This is a genomic window from Nocardia sp. IBHARD005 (assembly GCF_052814245.1).
Map to the genome: position 1 here is coordinate 5,219,951 of NZ_CP199935.1, position 24,092 is coordinate 5,244,042.

At 68.2% G+C, this 24,092-nt stretch carries 20 protein-coding genes; 14 read left to right on the plus strand and 6 right to left on the minus strand.

What is annotated here, in order from left to right:
• Nucleotides 1-107 precede the first annotated feature (107 nt).
• From ACTWPB_RS24585 to ACTWPB_RS24605, 5 genes are all read left to right on the plus strand, one after another.
• The gene (locus ACTWPB_RS24585) at nucleotides 108-1,058 is read left to right on the plus strand and encodes a rhomboid family intramembrane serine protease (protein ID WP_446222901.1); all 951 of its coding nucleotides are present in this window, start codon (nucleotides 108-110) and stop codon (nucleotides 1,056-1,058) included.
• A gap of 135 nt (nucleotides 1,059-1,193) precedes the next feature.
• Nucleotides 1,194-2,912 (plus strand): polyprenol phosphomannose-dependent alpha 1,6 mannosyltransferase MptB, encoded by a 1,719-nt coding sequence (gene mptB, locus ACTWPB_RS24590; protein ID WP_446222902.1) that lies wholly within the window; start codon nucleotides 1,194-1,196, stop codon nucleotides 2,910-2,912.
• A gap of 73 nt (nucleotides 2,913-2,985) precedes the next feature.
• Nucleotides 2,986-3,918, plus strand: a complete 933-nt coding sequence (locus tag ACTWPB_RS24595) for an ABC transporter ATP-binding protein (protein WP_446222903.1) — start codon at nucleotides 2,986-2,988, stop codon at nucleotides 3,916-3,918.
• Nucleotides 3,915-4,697 (plus strand): ABC transporter permease, encoded by a 783-nt coding sequence (locus ACTWPB_RS24600; RefSeq protein ID WP_446222904.1) that lies wholly within the window; start codon nucleotides 3,915-3,917, stop codon nucleotides 4,695-4,697. The genes ACTWPB_RS24595 and ACTWPB_RS24600 overlap by 4 nt, the downstream gene beginning before the upstream one ends.
• A gap of 68 nt (nucleotides 4,698-4,765) precedes the next feature.
• A complete protein-coding gene (locus ACTWPB_RS24605; RefSeq protein WP_446222905.1) occupies nucleotides 4,766-5,737 on the plus strand; it encodes a COX15/CtaA family protein in 972 nt (323 codons plus the stop codon).
• Nucleotides 5,738-5,806: 69 nt separating this feature from the next.
• On the opposite strand, the gene ACTWPB_RS24610 is transcribed toward ACTWPB_RS24605, so the two are convergent.
• Nucleotides 5,807-6,172, minus strand: a complete 366-nt coding sequence (locus ACTWPB_RS24610) for a hypothetical protein (RefSeq protein ID WP_446222906.1) — start codon at nucleotides 6,170-6,172, stop codon at nucleotides 5,807-5,809.
• 76 nt (nucleotides 6,173-6,248) lie between these two features.
• Between ACTWPB_RS24610 and ACTWPB_RS24615 the strand changes: the two genes are divergently transcribed.
• Complete coding sequence (locus ACTWPB_RS24615; protein WP_446222907.1) at nucleotides 6,249-7,214, plus strand: quinone oxidoreductase family protein; 966 nt, start codon at nucleotides 6,249-6,251, stop codon at nucleotides 7,212-7,214.
• A gap of 93 nt (nucleotides 7,215-7,307) precedes the next feature.
• Here the strand turns inward: ACTWPB_RS24615 and ACTWPB_RS24620 are convergent, their stop codons facing one another.
• Nucleotides 7,308-7,910 (minus strand): TetR/AcrR family transcriptional regulator, encoded by a 603-nt coding sequence (locus tag ACTWPB_RS24620; protein WP_446222908.1) that lies wholly within the window; start codon nucleotides 7,908-7,910, stop codon nucleotides 7,308-7,310.
• A 96-nt stretch (nucleotides 7,911-8,006) separates the two neighbouring features.
• On the opposite strand from ACTWPB_RS24620, the gene ACTWPB_RS24625 reads away from it, so the two are divergent.
• Nucleotides 8,007-9,677: an FAD-dependent monooxygenase gene (locus ACTWPB_RS24625; protein ID WP_446222909.1), complete on the plus strand. Its 1,671-nt coding sequence runs from the start codon at nucleotides 8,007-8,009 to the stop codon at nucleotides 9,675-9,677.
• A gap of 131 nt (nucleotides 9,678-9,808) precedes the next feature.
• On the opposite strand, the gene ACTWPB_RS24630 is transcribed toward ACTWPB_RS24625, so the two are convergent.
• Entirely contained in the window at nucleotides 9,809-10,744 is a 936-nt protein-coding gene (locus ACTWPB_RS24630) for a heme o synthase (protein ID WP_446226466.1), read from the minus strand.
• Nucleotides 10,745-11,235: 491 nt separating this feature from the next.
• Here ACTWPB_RS24630 and tkt point away from each other — a divergent pair, with 491 nt between their 5' ends.
• From tkt to ACTWPB_RS24660, 6 genes are all read left to right on the plus strand, one after another.
• Entirely contained in the window at nucleotides 11,236-13,377 is a 2,142-nt protein-coding gene (tkt, locus tag ACTWPB_RS24635; RefSeq protein WP_446222910.1) for a transketolase, read from the plus strand.
• A gap of 4 nt (nucleotides 13,378-13,381) precedes the next feature.
• The gene (tal, locus tag ACTWPB_RS24640; RefSeq protein WP_446222911.1) at nucleotides 13,382-14,515 is read left to right on the plus strand and encodes a transaldolase; all 1,134 of its coding nucleotides are present in this window, start codon (nucleotides 13,382-13,384) and stop codon (nucleotides 14,513-14,515) included.
• Nucleotides 14,516-14,519: 4 nt separating this feature from the next.
• Nucleotides 14,520-16,091, plus strand: a complete 1,572-nt coding sequence (zwf, locus tag ACTWPB_RS24645) for a glucose-6-phosphate dehydrogenase (protein WP_446222912.1) — start codon at nucleotides 14,520-14,522, stop codon at nucleotides 16,089-16,091.
• A complete protein-coding gene (opcA, locus tag ACTWPB_RS24650) occupies nucleotides 16,088-16,996 on the plus strand; it encodes a glucose-6-phosphate dehydrogenase assembly protein OpcA (RefSeq protein WP_446226467.1) in 909 nt (302 codons plus the stop codon). Before zwf ends, opcA begins: the two co-directional genes overlap by 4 nt.
• On the plus strand, nucleotides 16,989-17,774 hold the full coding sequence (gene pgl / locus ACTWPB_RS24655) for a 6-phosphogluconolactonase (protein ID WP_446222913.1): 786 nt from the start codon (nucleotides 16,989-16,991) through the stop codon (nucleotides 17,772-17,774). Before opcA ends, pgl begins: the two co-directional genes overlap by 8 nt.
• A 950-nt stretch (nucleotides 17,775-18,724) precedes the next feature.
• Nucleotides 18,725-19,417 (plus strand): hypothetical protein, encoded by a 693-nt coding sequence (locus ACTWPB_RS24660; RefSeq protein ID WP_446222914.1) that lies wholly within the window; start codon nucleotides 18,725-18,727, stop codon nucleotides 19,415-19,417.
• Between the two features lie 87 nt (nucleotides 19,418-19,504).
• On the opposite strand, the gene ACTWPB_RS24665 is transcribed toward ACTWPB_RS24660, so the two are convergent.
• Both ACTWPB_RS24665 and ACTWPB_RS24670 read right to left on the minus strand, forming a co-directional pair.
• Nucleotides 19,505-20,389 (minus strand): hypothetical protein, encoded by an 885-nt coding sequence (locus ACTWPB_RS24665; RefSeq protein WP_446222915.1) that lies wholly within the window; start codon nucleotides 20,387-20,389, stop codon nucleotides 19,505-19,507.
• Nucleotides 20,390-20,881: 492 nt separating this feature from the next.
• Nucleotides 20,882-21,256, minus strand: coding sequence for an SCO4402 family protein (locus ACTWPB_RS24670; RefSeq protein WP_446222916.1), 375 nt, complete (start codon nucleotides 21,254-21,256; stop codon nucleotides 20,882-20,884).
• 120 nt (nucleotides 21,257-21,376) lie between these two features.
• Here ACTWPB_RS24670 and ACTWPB_RS24675 point away from each other — a divergent pair, with 120 nt between their 5' ends.
• Nucleotides 21,377-23,560: a dehydrogenase E1 component subunit alpha/beta gene (locus ACTWPB_RS24675; protein ID WP_446226468.1), complete on the plus strand. Its 2,184-nt coding sequence runs from the start codon at nucleotides 21,377-21,379 to the stop codon at nucleotides 23,558-23,560.
• Here ACTWPB_RS24675 and ACTWPB_RS24680 read toward each other — a convergent pair.
• The gene (locus ACTWPB_RS24680; protein WP_446222917.1) at nucleotides 23,557-24,066 is read right to left on the minus strand and encodes a hypothetical protein; all 510 of its coding nucleotides are present in this window, start codon (nucleotides 24,064-24,066) and stop codon (nucleotides 23,557-23,559) included. The two genes, ACTWPB_RS24675 and ACTWPB_RS24680, sit on opposite strands and share 4 nt — an antisense overlap.
• Nucleotides 24,067-24,092: the final 26 nt, after the last annotated feature.

A 24,092-nucleotide genomic window follows, 5' to 3' on the forward strand; every position in this document is an offset into this window, starting at 1 on the left:
ACAGGGCATCAGCACACTTTCGCAGCGTTGCTCGCAGGCTATATCCGCACCACAACGTCGCGATCGACTGTCCGGGTTCGCCGTGGCGAACGACGCGGTCGGGGGCCGTGGTCTGGCACGATGGCAGGGTGTCGAACCCGCTCACACCAACGTGTGTCCGTCATCCTGATCGGCCTACCGGACTCGCGTGCACGCGATGCGGGCGCCCCGCCTGTCCCGACTGCCTGCGCCCGGCGTCGGTCGGGCAGCACTGTGTCGATTGTGTGCGGCAGGGGCAGCAGGACGTGCGGCCGGTACGAACCGTCAGCGGGGCGCGCCAGGGCGGGGCCGTTCCCTTGGTGACCTACGGGTTGATCGCGGTCAATGTGCTGGTCTATGTGATCACCGCGGCGCAGGCCGGCAGTCCGATGGACAACTATCGCGGGTCGTCGGTGTTCCGCGAGTTCGTCCTGGTCCCGCTGCTGGTGGCCGATGGCGAGTGGTGGCGACTGCTCGGGTCGGGGTTCCTGCACTACGGCGCGATCCACCTGCTGGTCAACATGTTCGCGCTCTATGTGGTGGGGCGCGACCTCGAGCAGGTGCTCGGCCGGGTCAGGTACGGGTGCGTCTATCTGGTCTCGGTGCTCGGTGGGTCGGCGGCGGTGATGGCGCTGTCGGATTCGGTGACCGCGACTGCCGGTGCCTCCGGCGCGGTGTACGGCCTGTTCGGCGCTGTCACGGTGACACTGATCCGGTTGCGGCAGAGCCCGACGCCGATGCTGGTGGTCATCGGCGTGAACGTGCTGATCAGTTTCTCGATCCCGGGGATCTCGCTGTGGGGCCACCTCGGCGGTCTGGCCGCGGGCACACTGAGCGCGCTCGGCATCCTGTTCGTGCCCGGCTGGCTGTCGGCCCGTGATCAGCGGGCCGCGCAACGCATCGGCTGGGCGGCGCTCGGCGCAGTCGCGGTGATCTGCGTGGCCGTGATCATCGCCGCCGTGCTCGCGCTGCGCTCGGAACCGGTGTTCACCGGACCACCGGCCGTGACCGCACCGACCTCCGTCGAAGCACCCAGGTAGTCCGCTGCGACCGTGCGTGACCGGCCCAGGAGCGCTGCCCACCTGCACCCGCTGGGCGTACCTTCGCCTTCGCTCCAGCGGTGCGCGAATGACTGACGAACCCTGTCGCCTCCGCGACCACTAGGCTTTGACCTCGTGGCGGTACTGGAGGGCGCGGCGCGCAAGACACTGGCGTTCGGGCGGCGAGCTCTCGGGCTCGACGTGTCGACGCCCGATCACACCGTCGCGGTGCTGCATCGCGACGAGACCGAGGTCCCCGGGCTCGACAAGCGCGAACGGGCGCAACTGGACCGGATCCGGCTGATGGGCGCGACCGGCTCGGTGCTCATGGCGATCGCGGCGCTTGGCATCGGCGCCCAGCCGGTGCATCAGAATCCGGTCTCGGGCGTGCGGGTGCTCGGCATCTTCGCGCGAGCGCACACCGGGTCGCTCGCGATGTGCATGTTCGGCACCGCGCTGGTGATCGGTGCGTGGTTGCTGTTGGGGCGGTTCGCGATCGGCGGTCTCGCTGGATCACCTTTGCACCGTCTGACCCGATCCCAACTGGATCGCACCCTGCTGCTGTGGATCATCCCGCTGTCTGTGGCGCCGCCGATGTTCAGCAACGACGTCTATTCCTATCTGGCACAGAGCGAGATCGCCGCCCGCGGTATCGACCCGTATTCCGAAGGGCCGGTCGCCGGGCTCGGGATCGACAATGTGCTGACCAACAATGTGCCGACGATCTGGCGTGATACGCCCGCGCCATACGGTCCGCTGTTCCTGTGGATCGGCCGCGGGATCGCGGAGCTGACCGGGGACAACATCATCGCCGGGGTGTGGGTGCACCGGTTGCTGGCGCTGGCCGGGGTGGCGCTGATCGTGTGGGCGCTGCCGCGGTTGTCGGTGCGCTGCGGGGTGGCGCCGGTCAGTGCGCTGTGGCTCGGTGCGGCCAATCCGCTGGTGCTGTTCCACCTCGTCGGCGGCGTACACAACGACGCGCTGATGCTCGGCCTGATGCTGGCCGGGATGGAGCTGATGCTGCGCGCGATCTACGGCGCAGGCGGCAAACCAGACCGGCTGACGGGCACGAAACTGCCGCCCTTCGACGCTCGCGCCTACGGGCTGCTGATCGGTGGCGCGGTGGTGATCACCCTGTCGTCGTCGATCAAGCTCACCTCCATCATCGCGCTCGGATTCGTCGGAATGGCGCTGGCCCGACGCTGGGGCGCCACGTTCACCGCCGTCGTCAAGTCGGCGGCGCTGCTTGGCGTCATCGCCGTGGCGACAACGCTTCTCATCGGCTTCGCCAGTGGGCTCGGCTTCGGCTGGGTCAATACCCTCAGCGTTGCCAACGCCGTGCGGAGCTGGATGTCGCTGCCGACCATCATCGGGATCGTCACCGGTTTCGGCGGCGTACTGCTCGGGCTGGGTGACCACACCACCGCGCTACTGTCGATCACCCGGCCCATCGCGGCCGTGGTTGCGGGCTACGTGACGATCCGCATGCTCGTGGCCACCGGTATGGGCCGACTGCATCCCGTCGGTGCGCTCGGCGTCTCCCTCGCGGCGATCGTGCTGCTGTTTCCGGTGGTCCAGCCCTGGTACCTGCTCTGGGCCATCGTTCCGCTGGCCGCCTGGGCCACCCAGCCGGTGTTCCGCGTGCCCGCCGTCGCGTTCTCGGCGGTGGTCTCGATGCTGGTGATGCCGCGGGGTGCGGAGTTCCAGGTGTTCCAGATCATCGGCGCCGCGCTGGCGGCCGTCGTCTGCTTCGCGCTGTTCTTCGCACTCACCCGGCACACCCTGCCCTGGCGGGCCCAGCTGGGGGTGTCGGCTCCGTCACAGCAGGGCACAGCTTACCGTGTGACAACGTGAGGGAGCGCAGCGAGCGGACCAAGGGCACGGCACCTTTTGGCGCGACGGAGCCGAGCGTCAGCGAGGCGCGGTTGTGACAAGTCGCCCTGGACCCGCCGTGAGCGTCGACGGTGTGGTCAAGCGTTATGGCGAGACCACCGCTGTAGACGGTCTCCGGTTCGATGTAGAGCCCGCCCAGGTGTTCGCGCTGCTCGGCCCCAACGGGGCGGGCAAGACCACCACCGTCGAGATGTGCGAAGGCTTCGTGCGCCCGGACGCGGGCACCGTTCGCGTCCTCGGCCTCGACCCGATCGCCGACTCCGAACAGTTGCGTCCGCGCATCGGCGTGATGCTGCAGGGCGGCGGCGCCTACCCCGGTGCCCGCGCGGGCGAGATGCTCGACCTGGTCGCGGCCTATTCCGCCGATCCCATCGACCCCGACTGGTTGCTGTCGACGCTGGGCCTGCGGGACAGTCGCCGCACTCCCTATCGACGCTTGTCGGGTGGCCAGCAGCAGCGGCTCGCGCTCGCTTGCGCGCTGGTCGGCAAGCCCGAGATCGTGTTCCTCGACGAACCGACCGCCGGGCTCGACGCCCAGGCCAGGCTGATCGTCTGGGAACTCATCGACGCGCTGCGCCGCGACGGCGTGAGCGTCGTGCTCACCACGCACATGATGGACGAGGCCGAACAGCTCGCCGATCACCTCGTCATCATCGATCACGGGCAGATCGTCGCCCAGGGAACCCCCGCCGAGGTCACCGCCCATGGCGCGGCCGGTCAGCTGAGGTTCTGCGCACCGCCGAAACTCGACCTGAACCTGCTGACATCGGCTCTCCCGGAAGGCTTTTCGCCACGGGAGACCACGCCGGGCACTTACCTCGTCGAGGGCGAGATCAACCCGCAGGTGCTGGCCACCGTCACCGCCTGGTGCGCCAGGATGGACGTGCTGGCCACCGACATCCGCATCGACCAGCGCCGCCTCGAAGACGTTTTCCTCGAACTGACCGGACGGGACCTGCGCGGATGAGCGAGACTGTTAGCCGTTTCCAGGCCGGCACCTTCACGCCCGATCCGCGGCCTGCCACGCGTACCGCGATGCTCACGGCGCAGACCGGGCTCGAGCTGAAACTGTTGTTGCGCAACGGCGAACAGTTGCTGCTCACCATGTTCATCCCGATCACCCTGCTCATCGGGCTCAGCCTGCTCCCGTTCGGCGACCTCGGCGAGCACCGGGTGGACCGGATCGTGCCGATGGTGATGATGACCGCGGTGATGTCGACCGCGTTCACCGGCCAGGCCATCGCCGTCGGGTTCGACCGCCGCTACGGCGCCCTCAAACGGCTCGGCGCCACACCGTTGCCCCGCTGGGGCGTGATCGCGGGCAAGTGCGCGGCCGTGCTGATCGTGGTGGTGTTGCAGGCGATGCTGCTCGGGGCGATCGGTGTCGCGCTGGGGTGGCGGCCGGGCATCGGCGGACTCGCTCTCGGCGCGCTGGTGATCGCCCTCGGCACGGCCACCTTCGCGGCGATGGGGCTGCTGCTGGGGGGCACGCTCAAGGCCGAGGTCGTGCTCGCGCTGGCCAATATCTTGTGGTTCATCATGCTCGGCATCGCCAGCCTGGTACTCGTCGGCGATACCCTGCCCACCGCGCTGTCCGTGATCGCGCGGCTCATCCCGTCCGGTGCGCTGGCTTATGCGCTGGACACGGCCTTGTCGGGATCGATCGATTGGTTCGGGGTGGCGGTGCTCGCGGCGTGGGGCGTGGTGTGCGGGTGGCTCGCGACCCGGCTGTTCCGGTTCAGCTGACGTGACCAACGACGCACTGTAGTAGCCCTGGTATCAGCGCCGAATTCCCGGCCGGTACCATTCCTGACGTGCTGTATCGCGCCTTCGTTGGCCTCGTCGACCGGCTGCCGCTCCCCTCGCTGCGGGTGCAGCGGCTCATCGCCGTCGCGGTGATCCTCAGCCAGGCGGGAATCTCGGTGACCGGCGCCATCGTGCGCGTCACCGCCTCCGGGCTCGGCTGCCCGACCTGGCCGCAGTGCTTCCCCGGCAGTTTCACCCCGGTGGGGGTGTCGGAAGTGCCGGTCATCCACCAGACCGTGGAATTCGGCAACCGTCTGCTCACCTTCGCGGTCACGCTGTGCGCGGCACTGATCGTGCTCGCTGTCGTGCGCGCCCGGCGGCGCAAAGAAGTCCTTGTGTATGCGTGGCTGATGCCGGGCGGCACCGTCGTGCAGGCGATTATCGGCGGCATCACTGTGCGCACAGGGCTGCTCTGGTGGACCGTGGCCGTGCACCTGCTCGCCTCGATGGCGATGGTGTGGCTGGCGGTGGTGCTCTACGCCAAGATCTCCGAACCCGATGACGGCATCGCGGCCGTGCAGGTACCCGCTCCCCTACGCTGGCTGACCGCGCTCAGCGGGGTCGCGCTCGCGGGCGTCCTGATCGCGGGCACGCTGGTGACCGCCGCGGGCCCGCACGCCGGGGACAAGAGCATCGAGCGACCGGTCGAACGCCTGCAGGTCGAGATCGTCACGCTGGTCCACCTGCACTCGCAGCTGCTGATCGGTTACCTGGCGCTGCTCGTCGGCCTCGCTTTCGGGCTCTTCGCTGCCGGAATCACACCGGCTATCCGCACGCGGCTGTTCGTGCTGCTCGCGCTCGTGCTCGCACAGGGGCTCGTCGGTGTCGTCCAGTACTTCACCGATGTGCCCGCCGCGCTGGTCGCCATCCACGTGGGCGGGGCGGCGGCGTGCACCGCCGCGACCGCCGCGCTGTGGGCGTCACTGCGTACTCGCGAGGAGATCGCCGCGCCCGCCTTGTCGCAGACTTCCGTGCGCTGAGGCCCCCTCCGACAACGGCAAAGCCCGCGAATCGTCGTGCGATTCGCGGGCTTTTCTCGTGTGTGGGTGTCAGGCGCCCGCGAACACCTTCGCGTTGCGCGCCTTCGGGAACTTCCGCTGCCGGGCAACCCAGCCCGCCATCTTGGCCCAGTGGGTCGCGGCCGGGGTGACGATGGAACCCAGCTCGCGGCTCCACTCGTCGGTCTCGACGAGGCCGTCGACCCGCTCGACGATCGCCTTCGCGGTCGCCAGATCGCCGACCACCCGGTCGCCGAGAATGCCGTCGGCACCGACCAGGGTGATCCGCACACCCTGCTCGCCGATGTACTGCAGCACGGCCGTTCCCGAACCACCGTGCTCGGCGAGGAACTTCACGATGGACTTCTCGACCTCGGCCGGCACCTTCACGGCCTCGGGGGCGGCGGTTGTACTCATGAACCGCAGTTTACCGGCCGGTAGTTTCCAGTCCAGCCCCGAGTGGCCTGGAACACGAGGTGTAGAAAGAGAACTCATGCGCGCGATTCAGGTTTCCGAGCACGGTGGTCCCGAGGTCCTGCGGTCCGTCGAGGTGGCAGACCCGCAGGCCGGACCCGGTCAGCTGCTGGTCGAGACCCAGGGTGTGGGTGTCAACTACATCGACATCTACTTCCGCACCGGCCAGTACCCGCAGGCGACGCCCTATATCCCCGGCTCCGAGGGCACAGGCATCGTGGTGGCGATCGGTTCCGACGTCACCGAGTTCTCGATCGGCGATCGAGTCGCCTGGGCGTCGGCACCCGGCAGCTACGCGACGATGGTCGCCGTCGACGAGGCCGTCGCGGTGAAGGTGCCCGACGACGTCGAACCCGCCGTCGCGGCTGCCGCCCTGCTCCAGGGCATGACCGCCCACTACCTGATCGAATCGGTCTTCTCCCCCGAACCCGGCGACCCGGTTCTCATCCACGCCGGCGCGGGGGGCGTCGGCCTGCTGCTCACCCAGATGGCCGTCGCGAAGGGAGCCCGGGTCATCACCACGGTCTCCACCGACGCCAAGGAAAAGCTCTCCCGCGAAGCGGGCGCCACCGATGTCCTGCACTACGGCGACGACCTCGCCGCCCGCGTCCGCGACCTCACCGACGGCATCGGCGTCGCCGCGGTCTACGACGGTGTCGGCGCCAGCACCTTCGAAGCGAGCCTCGCCTCCCTCCGAATCCGCGGCACCCTCGCCCTGTTCGGCGCGGCCAGCGGCGCTGTCGCGCCCTTCGACCCCCAACGCCTCAACGCCGCCGGCTCCCTCTGGCTCACCCGCCCCTCCCTGGGCGCCTACACCCGCGACCGTACCGAATTCCTGTGGCGTGCCACCGATGTCTTCGACTGGACGGCCGAGGGAACCTTGAACCTCCGCGTCGGCGCCACCTACCCGCTGGCCGAGGCCGCGCAAGCGCACCGCGACCTCGCCGCCCGCCAGACAACCGGCTCGATCGTCCTGCTGCCCTAGCGCCGGCCCTGCAACGAAAACCTGCGCTCAGCGTTCACAAATCGCCGAATCCGTCGAAATCTCGACCATTCGCGCGATCTGCGAACGCTCAGCTCAGTAGTCGCGCCCGGTCAAGCCCCGGTAGACGAACCTGCTGATCGACTCGATCGCCTCGGCGTCGGATACGGCGAGCGCATCGTCCTCCACCATGCGGACCATGCCGTCGACCGCGGCGAACATCATGGCCAGGCTGACGTCGACCCGGCCGGGTAGCCGCAGCCCGCGCTCGGGGAAATCCGCGACATGGTCGGCGATGTCGGCGCGTTGCTCGGCGCCGAAGCCCGCGACCATTCGGGCGAAGTCCGGGTTCACCTGGGCGGCTTGAGCTGTCGCGCGCAGGACGACCGCGTGTTCGCGGGCGAAAGCCCAGTAGGCGGCGACGTGGAAGCGGACCGCGGCAGGGTCGGCGAAGTCGCCGTTGTGCTCGGACGTGGCTGCCTGCTCGTCGCCCTGCGCGGCCAGATCGCGCAGAAGTGCTTGCAGCAGTTCCTCTTTGCTCGCGAAATGGTTGTAGAACGAGCCCGCCGCGCGCCCCGCGGCGGTGGTGATGTCGGTGATCTTCGCGTTCAGGTAGCCGTGTTCGGCGAAGACCCGCTGGGCCGCGTCCTTGAGCGCCTGCTCGGTTTCCGCGGATTTCTCACGTCTGCTGCCCACCACCGGACACCACCTCCTTGACAAGCAAAGTACCAACACTGAAACTGAATTCATATTCACTGAATATCAATTCAGTTTTTGTCGCAGGAGGTATTTCCCATGTCAGAACAGGTACTCGTCGCCGGCGCGGGACCGACCGGCCTCACCCTCGCCATCGACCTCGCCCGGCGCGGCGTGCACGTCCGGCTCGTCGACCGGGCCGATACACCGTTTCAGGGGTCGCGCGGCGACGGCCTGCAACCGCGCACCCTGGAGGTGTTCGACGACCTCGGCGTCATCGACGCGGTACTGGCCGCCGGGCGCGAGCTCCCGGTGATGCGTGCCTACTTCGCGGGGACCTTCGCCGGCGAGCGCCGCATGGCCGAACCGGTCGAGCCGACACCGGATGTGCCATACCCGAATGCCTGGGTGCTCGGCCAGTCCGACACCGAGGCCATCCTGCGGGCGCGGCTCGCCGAGCTCGGGGTGACGGTCGAATTCGGCACGGCGCTGGTCGATTTCACCCAGGACGACACCGGCGTCACGGTGACACTGCACCGCAACGGCACACCGGAGACGGCGCACGCCAGCTATCTGGTCGGTGCCGACGGTGGTGCGAGCGCGGTGCGCAAGCGCCTCGGGATCGCGTTCGACGGCAGCACCGACGACTCGATCAAGATGCTGCTCGGCGATGTCCGCGCCGACGCTCTCGACCACGACTACGGCTATTGGTTCGCCGCCGCAGCCGACCAACCGATGACCGGCTTCGCGCTGTCCCCGCTGCCGGGCGGTCGGCGCTTCCAATTCGCCGCGCCGCTGGGCCACGCCGGAGTCGCGCAGGCCCAGAGCGCCCACACCGAGTCCAGCAACCCCTCCGGTCGGGGTGGCAGGGCGCGGCTTCGCGGGGCGCCGACCGCGGGGCGCCGCACGGCCGCGCTGATACACGAAGGCGGCCATACCGCCTCTCCTGACCTCGACGCTCTACAAGCTCTCGCTGATCGACACACCTGCGGCCTGACGTTGAGCGACCTGTCCTGGATCACGGTGTGGCGCCCCAACATTCGACTCGCCGAACACTTCCGCGAGGGCCGGGTGTTCCTCGCCGGCGATGCCGCCCACGTCCACCCGCCGACCGGCGGCCAGGGCCTCAACACCGGCGTCCAGGACGCCTACAACCTGGGCTGGAAACTGGCCGCAGCCCTCGGCGGCGACCCCGCCCCGCTCGACACCTACGAACCCGAACGCCGCACGGTCGCGGCCCGCGTTCTCGGCCTGAGCACCGAGCTCCTCGACAAGCTCGTCGACGGTGACGAGGACGCGATGCACCGCGGCCCCGAAACCCGCCAACTCGGCATCACCTATCGCTCCCCCGCCGACCACGGCCCGCTCGTAGCCGGTGACCGCGCCCCCGACGCGCTACTCCACGACGAAGCCGGCCGCCCACGCCGGCTGTTCGACCTCTTCCGCGGGCCCCACGCCACCCTGCTCCGTTTCGCCCCGACGACCGGCGCACCCGACACCGAGCCCGCAGCGCCGGCAGCGTCCGCGGCAGCGGGATCGGCGGCCAACGCACATTCCGTCGTCCGCACAGTCGAGATACGTCGCATCGGTACCGCCACCAACGGATCCGCCGACGCCGACCGCCCCGCGTGCACGACGCTCGTCGTCACCGACGGCCACGGGTTCACCACACTCGTCGACACCGAGGGCGACGCGTTCGCCGCCTACGCCGCCACGCCGGGCAGCTATGTCCTGGTCCGTCCAGACGGGCACCTCGCCCATCGCTGGTGAGCCGTCAACCAGGTCCCACTCGCCCATCTGCCGGTCAGCGAGATGGGTCGTGACCGGCAGATAGCCGGGCCGACGTAGTCCGGAAACGACAACGGCCGGGCATCGCTGCCCGGCCACTGTCCAAGAGTCTGCTACAGCCCGATGATCGTGCCGATCGTCTCCCAGCCGAGCACCGAGTCGACGGCCAGACCACAGAACACCACCGCCAGGTAGTTGTTCGACTGCAGGAACAACTTCAGCGGCTTCACCGACTCGCCGCGGCGCACCCCGGCGTAGAGCTGGTGCGCCATCAGCAGGAACCAGGCACCCGCCACCAGCGCGACCGCCGCGTAGATGACACCCGTCGCGGGCACCAGCGCCATCGTGGCGAGCACCGTCAACCAGGTGTAGATGACGATCTGCTTGGTCACCACCTGCTCGGTAGCGACCACCGGCAGCATCGGCACACCGGCCGCGCGGTAGTCCTCCTTGTAGCGCATGGCCAGCGCCCAGGTGTGCGGCGGCGTCCAGAAGAAGATCACCGCGAACAGCACGACGGCGGGCCAGCCGATATCGCCGGTCACCGCGGACCAGCCGACCAACGCGGGCATACACCCGGCGGCGCCGCCCCACACCACGTTCTGCGAGGTCCGGCGCTTGAGGCCCTTGGTGTAGACGAAAACGTAGAACAGGATCGTCGCGACGACGAGCGCGCCGCTGAGCAGGTTGGCCTGCCACCACAGCCAGGCGAAGGAGATCGCGCCGAGCACCACGCCGAACACCAGCGCGTGCGAGGTGGGCACCGCGTCGCGGGCGAGCGGGCGACGCGCGGTCCGCTTCATCACCTTGTCGATGTCGGCGTCGGCGACACAGTTGAGGGTGTTGGCACTGGCCGCGCCCATCCAGCCACCGAGCAGGGTGACCAGGATCAGCCGGATGTCCACTGTGCCGCGGTCGGCCAGCAACATCGTCGGAATGGTGGCAACGAGCAGCAGCTCGATGACCCGTGGCTTGGTGAGCGCGATGTAGGCAAGGGGCTTGCGCACTACCCGCGCGGCGAGACTGTCGCCCGCGAGGCGGTCGGCCAGCGCCGTCGACGAAGTTCCGTGCGCACCGCTACTACCCGGCTCGTGACCGATCCGCACTGTTTCTCCTCGCACGCTGTGCTTCGCTTCGCATCCGGTAATGGAACGAGCAGCGCGCGGCTGCGGCGCGGCCACTACTACAGAGGATGGTAGACCCACTCACCTGCCGCTCCGCGCCAGACCCCCGCCACCGTGGGCGCGGTCACGTGACCCCCCGAGCCCCCATCCCACGCCCACGCGGCGGTGAACCGGCATCGACGCGCAGGTGAACGGCACCGCAACGGGTCCCGGCGATGGTCGGCACCGCACACCGCCGGTACGCGGCAATCCGAACTAGACTCAACGCCAGGGTTCGCGCCAACCCGGTGTAGCAGCACCACTAGGGTATTCCTGTACATCGGTACGCACCCCGGCCGCGTGCGACCCGCAGGATCCTCATTCGCCGCTGCCACGCTATCGCCGTCGACGAAACCTAGGTCAGGAGAACCACGGTCGTGCCAGTCACAGACGACATTCGCGCCCTCACTCAGCGGAACTACCCCAGCGACTGGACGGACCTCGACACGTTGGCCGTCGACACCGCCCGGGTACTCGCCGCCGACGCCGTGCAGAAGGCGGGCAACGGGCACCCCGGCACCGCGATGAGCCTCGCGCCGGTCGCCTACACCCTCTTCCAGCGCACGATGCGCCACAACCCGGCGCAGCCGCGCTGGGTAGGTCGCGACCGGTTCGTGCTGTCCTGTGGGCATTCCAGCCTCACCCTCTACATCGAGCTCTACCTGGCCGGTTTCGGCCTGGAGCTGACCGATCTCGAGCACCTGCGCCAGTGGGACTCGCTCACCCCGGGTCACCCCGAGTTCCGCCACACCGACGGCGTCGAGATCACCACCGGCCCGCTGGGTCAGGGTCTGGCCTCGGCCGTCGGCATGGCGATGGCCGCGCGACGTGAGCGCGGGCTGTTCGATCCCGACGCCCCCGAGGGCACCAGCCCGTTCGACCACTTCATCTACACGATCGCCTCCGACGGCGACCTGCAGGAGGGCGTCACCGCCGAGGCCTCCTCGATCGCGGGCACCCAGCAGCTGGGCAACCTCGTGGTGATCTACGACGACAACGAGATCTCCATCGAGGACGACACCGACATCGCCTTCACCGAAGATGTGGCCAAGCGCTACGAGGCCTACGGCTGGCAGGTGCAGATCGTCGAGGGTGGCGAAGACGTGGTCGCCATCGAGAAGGCACTGGAAGCGGCCAAGGCCGAGACGTCCAAGCCCTCGATCATCATCCTGCGCACCATCATCGGCTTCCCGGCTCCGAACAAGATGAACACCGGTGGCGCGCACGGCGCCGCGCTCGGCCCCGACGAGGTCGCCGCGGTGAAGAAGGCGCTCGGCTTCGACCCGGAGAAGTCCTTCGAGGTCGACCCGGCCGTCATCGAGCACACCCGCAAGGCACTGGCCCGCGGCGCCGAAGCACAGGCGAAGTGGCAGCAGAGTTTCGACCAGTGGGCCGAGGCCAACGCGGCCAGCAAGGCGCTGTTCGATCGCCTGCAGACCCGTTCACTGCCCAAGGGCTGGACCGAGGCGCTGCCGAGTTTCGAGGTCGATCCCAAGGGCATGGCCACCCGCAAGGCGTCGGGCAAGTTCCTCGCCGCGGTCGCCGACGAGCTGCCCGAGCTGTGGGGCGGTTCGGCCGACCTGGCCGAGTCCAACAACACCACGATGCCCGGCCAGGCGAGCTTCGGCCCCGAGTCGATCTCCACCGGCGCGTGGAAGGCCAACCCGTACGGGCGCACCCTGCACTTCGGTATCCGTGAGCACGCGATGGGCTCGATCCTCAACGGCATCGCGCTGCACGGCCCGACCCGCCCCTACGGCGGCACCTTCCTCGTGTTCAGCGACTACATGCGCCCGGCCGTGCGCCTGGCCGCGCTGATGCGAGTGCCCGCCATCTACGTGTGGACCCACGACTCCATCGGCCTCGGCGAGGACGGCCCGACCCACCAGCCGATCGAGCACCTGGCCGCGCTGCGCGCGATCCCCGGCCTCAATGTGGTTCGCCCGGCCGACGCCAACGAGACCGTCCACGCCTGGCGCACCGTGCTCGAGCGTGACTCCGACGAGCACATCTCGCACTTCCCGGTGCACGAGTCGCCCAAGCAGGACGGCCCGTCCGCGCTGGCACTCACCCGCCAGGACGTCCCGACGCTGGACGGCACCAGCTACGAGGGTGTCAAGAAGGGCGGCTACGTGCTGGCCGAGGCATCCACCGGCACCCCGGAAGTGATCCTCATCGGCACCGGCTCCGAGGTCCATCTCGCGGTCGCCGCGCGCACTACCCTGGAAGAGCAGGGCATCCCGACCCGCGTGGTCTCGATGCCGTGTGTGGAGTGGTTCGACGCGCAGGATCAGGGATACCGCGACGAGGTGCTGCCCCCGTCGGTGCGGGCCAGGGTCGCGGTCGAGGCGGGTATCGCGATGCCGTGGTACCGATTCGTCGGTGACGCGGGCGAGATCGTGTCCATCGATCACTTCGGCGCGTCGGCCGATTACAAGACTCTGTACCGCGAATTCGGTATCACCCCCGATGCCGTCGTCCGCGCGGCACTGCGTTCCGCCGACAAGGTGAAGGGGTAAGACCATGGCACAGAACGAGAATCTCGCCGCGCTCTCGGCCGCGGGCGTCTCGGTGTGGCTCGACGATCTCTCGCGTGAGCGCATCCAGTCCGGCAATCTCGCCGAACTGATCGCGACCCGCAGCGTCGTCGGGGTCACCACCAACCCGAGCATCTTCCAGGCCGCGATGAGCGTGGGACACGCCTACGACGCACAGCTCAAAGACCTTGCGTCCCAAGGCGCCGACGCCGACGCGGCGATCCGCACGATGACCACCGACGATGTACGCGCCGCCTGCGACGTGCTCGCGCCGGTGTTCGAATCGACCGGTGGCGTGGACGGGCGCGTGTCGATCGAGGTCGACCCGCGGTTTGCCTTCGACGCAGGCAAGACCGTCGCCCAGGCGATCGAGCTGTGGAAGATCGTCGACCGCAAGAACTTGTTCATCAAGATCCCGGCCACCGAGGCGGGCCTGCCCGCGATCACCTCGGTGATCGGTGAGGGCATCAGCGTGAACGTGACGCTGATCTTCTCGGTGCCGCGCTACCGCGCGGTGATGGGCGCCTACCTCGACGGTCTGCGCAACGCCAGGATCATCGGCCACGACCTGGCCAAGATCCACTCGGTCGCTTCGTTCTTCGTCTCCCGGGTGGATACCGAGATCGACAAGCGCCTCGAGGCAATCGGCACCCCGCAGGCCCTTGCCCTGCGCGGCAAGGCCGGTGTGGCCAACGCCCGGCTGGCCTACGCCGAGTACCAGGACGTGTTCGACGGTGGCGCGCACACCTCCACCTACAACCACCTGGCCTCGCAGGGTGGCAACCGGCAGCGGCCGCTGTGGGCGTCGACCGGGGTGAAGAACCCGGACTACCCCGACACCCTCTACGTCACCGAACTCGTCGGCCCGAACACGGTCAACACCCTGCCGGAGAAGACGCTGCAGGCGTTCGCCGATCACGGTGAGGTACTGGGCGACACGCTCAGCGGCCGCGGTGCCGAGGGCGCCCAGGTCTTCGCCGATCTGGCCGCGGCCGGTATCGATCTCGACGATGTGTTCGCGCTGCTCGAGCGCGAAGGCGTCGACAAGTTCGAGAGCGCGTGGGGCGAGCTGATCGAGGCCACCACCGGCGCGCTCGGCGTCGCGGCGGAGGGCAACTGACCCGATGGCCGGCACCGCATCGACGGATCAGGCGGCGGGGCTGTGGCACAACCCGCTGCGCGACGAACGCGACAAACGTGTTCCCTTCATCGCGGGCCCGTGCAGCCTGGTGATCTTCGGTGTCACCGGAGATCTGTCCCGCAAGAAGCTGATGCCGGCCATCTATGACCTGGCGAACCAGGGGCTGTTGCCCCCTGGTTTCGCCCTGGTCGGCTTCGCCCGGCGCAATTACGCCGACGAAGACTTCGCCGCGGTGGTGCTCGAGGCCGTGAAGAAGCATGCGCGCACCCCCTTCCGCCAAGAGGTCTGGGACCACCTGGCCGAGGGTCTGCGGTTCGTACAGGGCAGTTTCGACGACGACGCGGCCTTCGCGACGCTCGCCGATACCTTGGCCAACCTCGACGAAACCCGGGGCACCGGCGGCAATTACGCCTTCTACCTGTCGATTCCGCCGAATATGTTCCCGGTGGTGCTCGATCAGCTCTCCGAACACAACCTGGCCAAGGCCAAACCCGAGCCCGACGGGTACACCCCGTGGCGGCGCGTGGTGATCGAGAAGCCGTTCGGCCACGACCTGACCAGCGCCAAGGAGCTCAACGCCCTGGTCAACCGGGTCTTCCCGGAGGAACAGGTCTTTCGCATCGACCACTACCTCGGCAAGGAAACAGTCCAGAACATTCTGGCGCTGCGCTTCGCCAACGAGTTGTTCGAGCCGATCTGGAACGCCAACTATGTCGACAGCGTGCAGATCACCATGGCCGAGGACATCGGATTGGGTGGTCGCGCAGGCTATTACGACGGGATCGGCGCCGCCCGAGACGTCATCCAGAACCACCTGTTGCAGCTGCTCGCGCTGACCGCGATGGAGGAGCCGACCTCCTTCGAGCCGATGCAGCTCACCACCGAGAAGATCAAGGCCCTCTCGGCCACCAAACTCGTTGCGCCACTGGATGAAACGACCGCGCGCGGGCAATACACCGAGGGCTGGCAGGGTAGCGAGCACGTAGTCGGCCTGCACCAGGAAGAAGGCTTCGATCCGCAGTCGCGGACCGAGACCTACGCCGCGCTCACCCTGCACGTGGAGAACCGCCGCTGGGCGGGTGTGCCGTTCTATCTGCGCACCGGAAAACGCTTGGGCCGCAGGGTGACCGAGATCGCGGTGGTGTTCAAGCGCGCGCCGCACTTGCCCTTCGACCAGACCATGACCGAGGAACTCGGCCAGAACGCGCTGGTCATCCGGGTGCAGCCGGACGAGGGCATCACCTTGCGCTTCGGTTCCAAAGTCCCGGGCTCGGGCATGGAAGTACGCGACGTGAACATGGACTTCAGCTACGGCGAGGCGTTCACCGAGTCCTCGCCCGAGGCCTACGAACGGCTGATCCTCGACGTGCTGCTCGGCGTGCCGTCGCTGTTCCCGGTCAACGCGGAGGTCGAATTGTCCTGGCGCATCCTCGATCCCGTGCTCGCGCACTGGGCCGCGGGCGGCAAACCCGAACCCTACGAGGCCGGTACCTGGGGTCCCACCTCGGCCGATGAGATGCTCGCGCGCAGCGGGCGGGAATGGCGGCGTCCGTGATCGTCGACATGCCCGACACCAACACCGTCGATGTCGGCAAGCGGATGGTGCAGTTGCGCGAGACCAACGGCGTGATCACCCAGGGCCGGGTGCTCACGCTGGTGGTGTGCACCCTGGACTCCTCGGAGGCCGAGGACGCTATCGACGCCGCCAACGACGCCAGCCGCGAACATCCGTGCCGGGTCATCGTGTTGGCGCGTGGTGACCGCGACGCCGAGACCCGCCTCGACGCCCAGATCCGCGTCGGCGGTGACGCCGGTGCGGCCGAGGTGATCGTGCTGCGCCTGCAGGGTGCGCTGGTGAACCACGAAAGCAGCGTCGTGACGCCCTTCCTGCTGCCCGACACCCCGGTGGTGGCGTGGTGGCCGCGTGGCGCGCCGGAGTATCCGTCGATGGACTCGGTGGGCAAGCTGGCCAAGCGCCGCATCACCGACGCCACCTACGCCCCCGATCCGCAGGCCGCGATCAAGAAGCGCCGCTTCTCCTACGCGACCGGTGACACCGATCTGGCGTGGAGCCGCATCACCTACTGGCGGGCCCTGCTGGCCGCGGCGCTGGACGAGCCGCCGTTCGAACCGGTCACCTCGGTGACCGTGTCGGGCCTGGCGTCGGAACCCGCACTCGACACCCTGGCAGGTTGGCTGGCCTCGCGTCTGCACTGCCCGGTGATCCGCAAGACCGGGGAGTTGAAGGTCCAGATCCAGCGCGCCACCGATTCGATCGCCATCGAACGCCCGCAACTAGGAAGGACGGCAACGCTGACCCGCACCGGCGAACCCGACCAGCGGATCGCGCTGGCACGCCGGGAAACTCGCGATTGCCTCGCCGAAGAACTGCGCCGGCTCGACGCCGACGAGATCTACGCCGAGGCGCTCGCCGGAATCGAGAAGGTGACCTATGAGTGACCACATAGATGTGCACGACGACCTCGGTGCCGAATTCCCCGCCAACACGATCGAGATCCACGACGACGCGGAGTTGCTCGCCGACGCGGCCGCCGAACGCTTCGTCGACGTGATCGTCGCCGCCCAGGCCGACCGCGGCAACGCCTCGGTCGCCCTCACCGGCGGCAGCGACGGCATCCGCCTGCTCGAGCGGGTTCGCCGGTCCCCGGGCGACATCGACTGGTCCACCCTCTACGTCTACTGGGGCGACGAGCGTTTCGTCCCCGTCGGCGACAAGGACCGCAACGAACTCCAGGCCCGCGAGGCACTACTGGACTTCGTTCCCCTCAACCCGGCCCACGTCTTCCCGATAGGCCCCTCCGACGGCCCCTACAGCACCCCGGAGGAAGCCGCCGCCGCCTACGCCCAACTCGTCCACACCGAACTCGACGAACGCGGCGAATTCGACCTCACGGTCCTCGGCATGGGCCCCGAAGGCCACATCGACTCCCTGTTCCCGCACTCCCCCGCAGTGCAGGAGACAACCGATTACGTTGTCGCCGTCCACAATTGCCCGAAACCCCCGCCGACCAGGGTCACGATGACCCTGCCCGCGATCCACCGCTCCCGCCACGTGATGCTCGTGGTCAGCGGCGAAGGCAAGGCCGCCGCGGTAGCCGCCGCCGTCAACGGCGCCTCCCCCGACGACATCCCCTCGGCCGGCGCGGTCGGCATCGAGTCCACCACCTGGGTGATCGATGAGGCCGCGGCGACGGGTCTGCTGCTCGACGACGAATAGCACCAACGAACGAGCCGGGGCCCCGTGATCGGGGCCCCGGCTCGTTCGTGCCAGGCGACCGGGTCTCGGACATACTCACCTACTTCGGCGGCGGGTAGTGTCCGCAGGCCCACACACCAGTAGTCCCCGTTCGGTCGTCACCTGCCGCCTGGCGCTCTCGCACCACCCGTCTTCCGGCGGTGTAGAGCTACCCTGACAGCCGCGACCACCACTCCGCTTCGGAAACATGCGGTCACTGTCGACGACCGGCTCGCTCGCCCAACCCACACCACGTTCGAGTCGTTCAAACCTATTTCCGGCAGATCATGATCTATCGCACAGCACGTCGGTCGAATCCCCTGTCCGCCCATCCCGTCCGGTCCCGCACCGGGGTGTACCGGGTAAAATGTCGGGCGATCGGTATGGCGGGGGACGCGAGTTTGCCGAACCGGGAACGTCACGGGTTACCTGCCTGTGGTGGTGTCGTGCCCCGTGCGCTGAGTTGCGCTTGGGCCGGGTGCGAGGTGCCGGCATGGGAAGGGAAAGGGTGATGGGTGGGTTCCACAGAACCATGGGAGGACGAGAGTTCGGGGTCGCCATTCGGTCCCCCGCTGGCTGCGCTCGGGCCTGATCCTGCCGCAGTGGCGGGCTTGCACGAGCAGGCTCCGACTTCGTGGCGACCTGCCGGTCCGGAGTCTGCCCCGGAAGCGACGATCCCGGCGCCACCGCCCCAGTTCCGGGCGCCCGCGGGCAATGAGCCGATGCACACCACCGGCGCCGAGGGGCTGCCGGACTGGTCGCCACCGGCACCCTCACGGCCGATTCAGCAGGATCGGCGCGAACCTCCACCGCCGATTCAGCGGGATCACGAGCCTGCGCCGCCCGTTCAGCGGGAACCGAATCGCGAACCCGCACCGCCCAGCCGGGAGGATCGACTTCGCGAACCTCCGCCGTCGTGGGATGACGACCCGATGGCCGCGATCTTCAAGCCGGGCAAGGTATCTGGTCGACAGCAGTCGCAGTCCTCGTGGGATGAAGACGACCTGTTCGATGACCTGTACAACGCCAGCCGCGCGAACAACGCGCTCCCCGACGCGTCGACATCGGGTCGCAGCAGGATCGGCGTGATCGTGCTGGGTTCGGTGGCGACGATCGCGGTCGGTGTGGCGGCGGCGATGACCTTCGTCGTCCTGGCCGGTCAGGACAGCGAACCAGCGGAAACCGTGGTCATCGCCGCCACCAGCCCGCCGACGACAACGAAGAAGACGGCAGGGCCACTGTCCTGTGTCGACGAACAGCGCGGCGGCCTGACCATCGGCCGCGGTCCTGGTGACAACAGCTCCGGCCCCGGCGTGATCCTCGGCTTCGAGTACGCGTTCTACACCGACCGGAACGGCGAAAAGGCCCGCTCGTATGTGGCGCCCGAAGCCGACACCGTGGGGTCGGCCCCGATCATCCAGGGCGGCATCGACAAGTACGTCCCGCTCGGAACCACCTACTGCGCCCAGATCAACCAGATCGGCCCGGACAGCTACGAACTCGACCTGACCGAACGTCGCCCCGGGGGCACGTCAGCAGACGACCTGCTCTACACCCAGCTCATCACCACCACCGTCCGCGACGGGCGAACTTTGATCGCGACGATTGTCGAACGGGGACAGTGAGCTTCACCCCTTGCTCCCTGAATGACGTTGCCCTCCAGCCGAATCGGCGTGGAGGGCAACGTGTTCAGATCAGTTATCGGTGCAGCGTCAGATCGCGCTGCCCACCGCGCCACCGATAACGCCGCCGACGACCGCTGCCGGCACGCCGCAGGCGACCGCGCCGACTGCCGAACCCGCGGCAACTGCCGCCGCGAACGCCGCGCCCGCGGCCGGAGCCGCCAGTACCCCAGCCGATGCGGCGCCCGCAGCGGCACCGGCGGCAACCGCGGCAGCGGGGGCGAGGGTGACAGACGTGATCAACCCGCCGGCCACACCACACGCGACCGCTGCAGGCACCCCGGCCACAGCCGCACCAGCAAGGGCACCCGCGGCGATCTTGTCCGAGCGACTCGGGTCGATACCGATCGACTTTCCGCCCGTGGCGATCGCGGCTTCGGTGTTGGCGGCCGCCGAGTTCACCCCGTCGAGCAGGTCTTCGGGCACCGCGTCGGGCACCGGCGAGGTGAAATCGCCGAGGCGCAGCGTGCGGTCCGGTGGGGCGATGGGAGCAACCGGCTCCACCGCTCGTGGTGCGTGCAGCGCACCGAGGTTGACCGGCGGCGCACCTTCGTTGCTCGGCACCGTCCGGTGGCCCGGCGGGACAGCGTAGTCGCCGAACGGGCCCGGCTTGGCCTCGCGCGGCACGGTGACACCCGGCTGACGCGGGGTGGTGCGCGGCCCGAACGCGGCGTTCGGATCGTCGCCCGGCGCGGTGACGCCCGGCTGCACGGTGGTGGTGCGTCCCGGCCCGACCACTGGTGTCGCGCCGCCCCGATCGCCGGGCAGCGGCGGGGTGGCTGTTCCCGGTTCCGGTTTCGCCGGGTTCGGCGTGGCCGTGGTGGGTTTGGGCGCCTGCGTGTCGCTGGGTGTCAGGCTGGTCGATGTCGAGCTCGCGACATCGGCGCCGGTGTCGGTGCAGGCCACGGCGAACATGACGGGAAGGATCCCTAATGCCGGTGCCGCGCGCCTCGCGATCACTCCTGCTTTGATTCTTCGGTGCTTGCCGGCCATCTCGAACTCCCCGCTTCTGCTCATGTCGACATACGGCACCGTCGCGGTGCCGGACGCGCCACTGTAAACATGACCACTGTGGCGCCGTCAAAACCTGGGTGTGGGTTGACAATCACCGAGTAATGCCCCGGTCCGATTCCACAATGCCCCGCCACCAGCGGAATCATCACCCATCATGTCGGCAGCACAAGGTCGACTGTGTCGTCACTCACTCCCGGCACTCACCACGCCCTTACACCATTCGAGCGAGCAGCGAAATTCGGTGCCATTGCGGACTGTCAGCCCACAACCGCGCGCGGATCCGGAAGGTACATGCTTGCTTTGCCGCGCACGGTGCTCCACATGGCGAATCCCATCACGGGCCTTTGCGCAAGCTCCGACTACCTAGCAGCTGAGGTGATCCTTGTTGGGGCACTATGGATTTCGGGTCATCGCTACCAAGGCCTCGCGGGCTGCCTTCATGACATCGCCCCATCGCGCATCACCTACATACACCGAGTCGGGCGCAACACCGAGGTCGTCGATAAGCAGGGACAACACTCGATCGAGTTCTACCAAAGCGCCGAGTTCCTCGTTGTCGATCAGGATCGTGCTGATTGCTCGTCGAGGATCCGGGAGGACGGCGCAATCGTCGTAGAGGGCGTGGATTCTCTCATCGAGGTCGTCGTAGAAGTTTTCGTGGGGATACCGGTGTTCCAGCCAGATCCGCTGCTGGTACTCGTGGTCGGCCAATGCTGCGACGGCGGACAACACAGATGCGCGCATCTCCGGGAATTGCACGCCGTTCATCGATGACCACAGTAGCTTTCTTGGAGATGCCGACGGTTCGGACGTCGACTCGACTGCGGGCGAGGAGTTGTTACGGTGGCGCCGGGATCGCTTGACCTGGACGGGGCTTTTCGGGCCGCGATGGACAGTCTCGCTGTGCCCGACCGGATCGACCCGATCGCGACCATCGACGCCGCGTTCGGGATCGAATTGTTCGAATCGCAGGTGGCCAGTAGGCATCTCGATCTGGCGGCGCGGCGGTTGGGGGCCGCTCGGCAGGGGTTCTACAGCATCGGGTCTTCGGGGCATGAGGGCAATGCGGCGGTGGCGGCCGCGTTGCGCGTCGATGATCCGGCGTTGTTGCACTATCGGTCGGCGGCGTTCTTCGTGCAGCGGTGCCGGCGGATTCCGGGGTCGGATCCGATTCGGGATGTACTGCTCGGGGTTGTCGCGGCGGCTGCTGATCCGATCTCAGGCGGTCGGCACAAGGTGATCGGGAGTGCGGCGGCGTCGATCATTCCGCAGACCTCGACGATCGCTTCGCATCTGCCCCGCGCGGTGGGGCTGGCCTTCGCGTTGGATCGGGCTGCGAAGCAAGGGGTTTCGTGTCCGTGGCCCGCTGATGCGGTGGTGGTGTGCAGTTTCGGCGACGCGTCGGCCAATCATTCGACGGCGGTCGGTGCCATCAATGCCGCCCTGTATGCCGCCCATCAGGGCGTGCCGATACCGCTCGTCTTCGTCTGCGAGGACAACGGTCTCGGTATCAGCGTGCCCACCGCACCGGATTGGATCGAACGCGCCTACGGCCCACGACCGGGGCTCACCTACCTCGCCGCCGACGGGTGCGACCTTCCCGATGTGCTCGGCGCCGCCCAAGACGCGGTGCAACTGGCGCGGACCTGGCGGGTGCCGGTCTTCTTGCACCTGCGCACCGTCCGGCTCGGTGGACACGCCGGGTCCGATGTCGAGTCCGCCTACCGCGGTCCGGCCGATATCGCCGCCGACCTAGCGCGCGATCCCCTTCTCGGCACCGCCCGATACTTGATGTCGGCGGGTATCGCCGATGCGGACGACCTGCTCGAGCGCTACGAGCGGATCGGTGCCCGCGTGCGGGAGACCGCCGACGAGGTGGTCCACGAGGCTCGGCTCGATTCCGCCGCGGCCGTGATCGCGCCGCTCGCGCCGACTCACCCCCTCGCGATCCGCGACGACGTCACCCGTCCCGGCCTGGGAGTTCCCCCGGCACAGGCGCCAGCCGGCGAACTGCGTCGCGCGTGCGCGCCCCGACCACCCGATCCATCGAAGACAGCGGATCGCACTGCCCGGATGACACTGGCGCAGGCCATCAATCACACACTCGGCGAACTCCTCGCCCGAGACTCCGATGTACTGGTATTCGGTGAGGATGTCGGCCGCAAGGGCGGCGTCTACGGCGTCACCAAGGGCCTCAGAAAACGCTTCGGAGCACGTCGCGTCTTCGACACTCTCCTCGACGAACAGTCCATCCTCGGCACCGCGCTCGGCACCGGACTAGCCGGATTCATCCCGATTCCCGAGGTCCAATACCTGGCCTACGTCCACAACGCGGCCGACCAGATCCGCGGCGAAGCGGCAACACTGCAGTTCTTCTCGAACGGCCGGTACCGCAACCCGATGGTTGTGCGCATCGCGGGCCTCGCCTACCAAAAAGGTTTCGGCGGCCACTTCCACAACGACGATTCGCTGGCAGCGCTACGCGACATCCCCGGCGTCGTCGTCGCGGTACCGGCGCGCGCCGACGACGCGGCCGCGCTGCTACGCACCTGTGTCTCAGCAGCCAGGGTCGATGGTCGCGTGTGCCTGTTCGTCGAACCTATCGCGCTGTACCACACCAGGGATCTGCACCCCGGCGACGAATCATGGCTGGCGGCAACGGGTTCCGAGCACATTCCGATCGGCAGCGCCCGCTCTTATCGCAACGGCAACGACCTCACCATCGTCACTTTCGGCAATGGAGTACCGATGAGCTTGCGGACCGCGGATCGCCTTGCCGCGCAGGGTATTCACACACGGGTACTCGATTTGCGCTGGCTGAATCCGCTACCGGTCGCCGATCTGCTCCGCCACGCCGACGCTACTGGAAGGGTCTTGGTCGCCGACGAAACTCGTAGCAGCGGTGGGGTTTCCGAGTCGGTCTACGCGGCGCTGATAGATGCCGGCTACCGTGGGGCGCTCGCCCGTGTCACGAGCGCGGACAGTTTCGTTCCGCTCGGACCCGCCGCAGACACTGTGCTGCTGAGCGAGTCGGCGATCGAATCCGGCGCACAGCATCTGATGCGGGGCTAGGTCGAGAACCGGTACCAGGCCCCCTCGAGATGGGTGTACTGCTCGTCGTATTCTCCACGCGCGGCAGGTGGTTCGCCTGCAGGCATGTAGGCGAACCCGGCAGGAGAGATCAGGCCCATCCCCGACACGGTCAGCAGACAACCGTTGTCCCGCGTGCTGATGCGCCCGACCGAGTACACACCGATTCGCCGGTGGCCGTCGGCAGGATCACAAGTGAGAGCAGCACCCGTCAGCGCGGATTCCGACAGCCACCAGCCGAGCCGATTCGGCAGTCCGCTCCACGTGATGCCGACGGTGATCACCACGACGACCGGTGCGACCAGACTGATCCACCCGACCCGATAGACGATCAGCCCGGAAATCGACCACACGGCCCACACCAGGCCGGTGAACGCCAGCGACGCCAACAGCACCAGCGTGAGCCCGAGGTCGGCTTTGCTGAGGACCGTCCACAGCAGACCCAGACAGCACAGCACGACGGCACCGACGATCACGCTGGATGCCACGGGCCACCACCTCGGCGCCCTCCGAT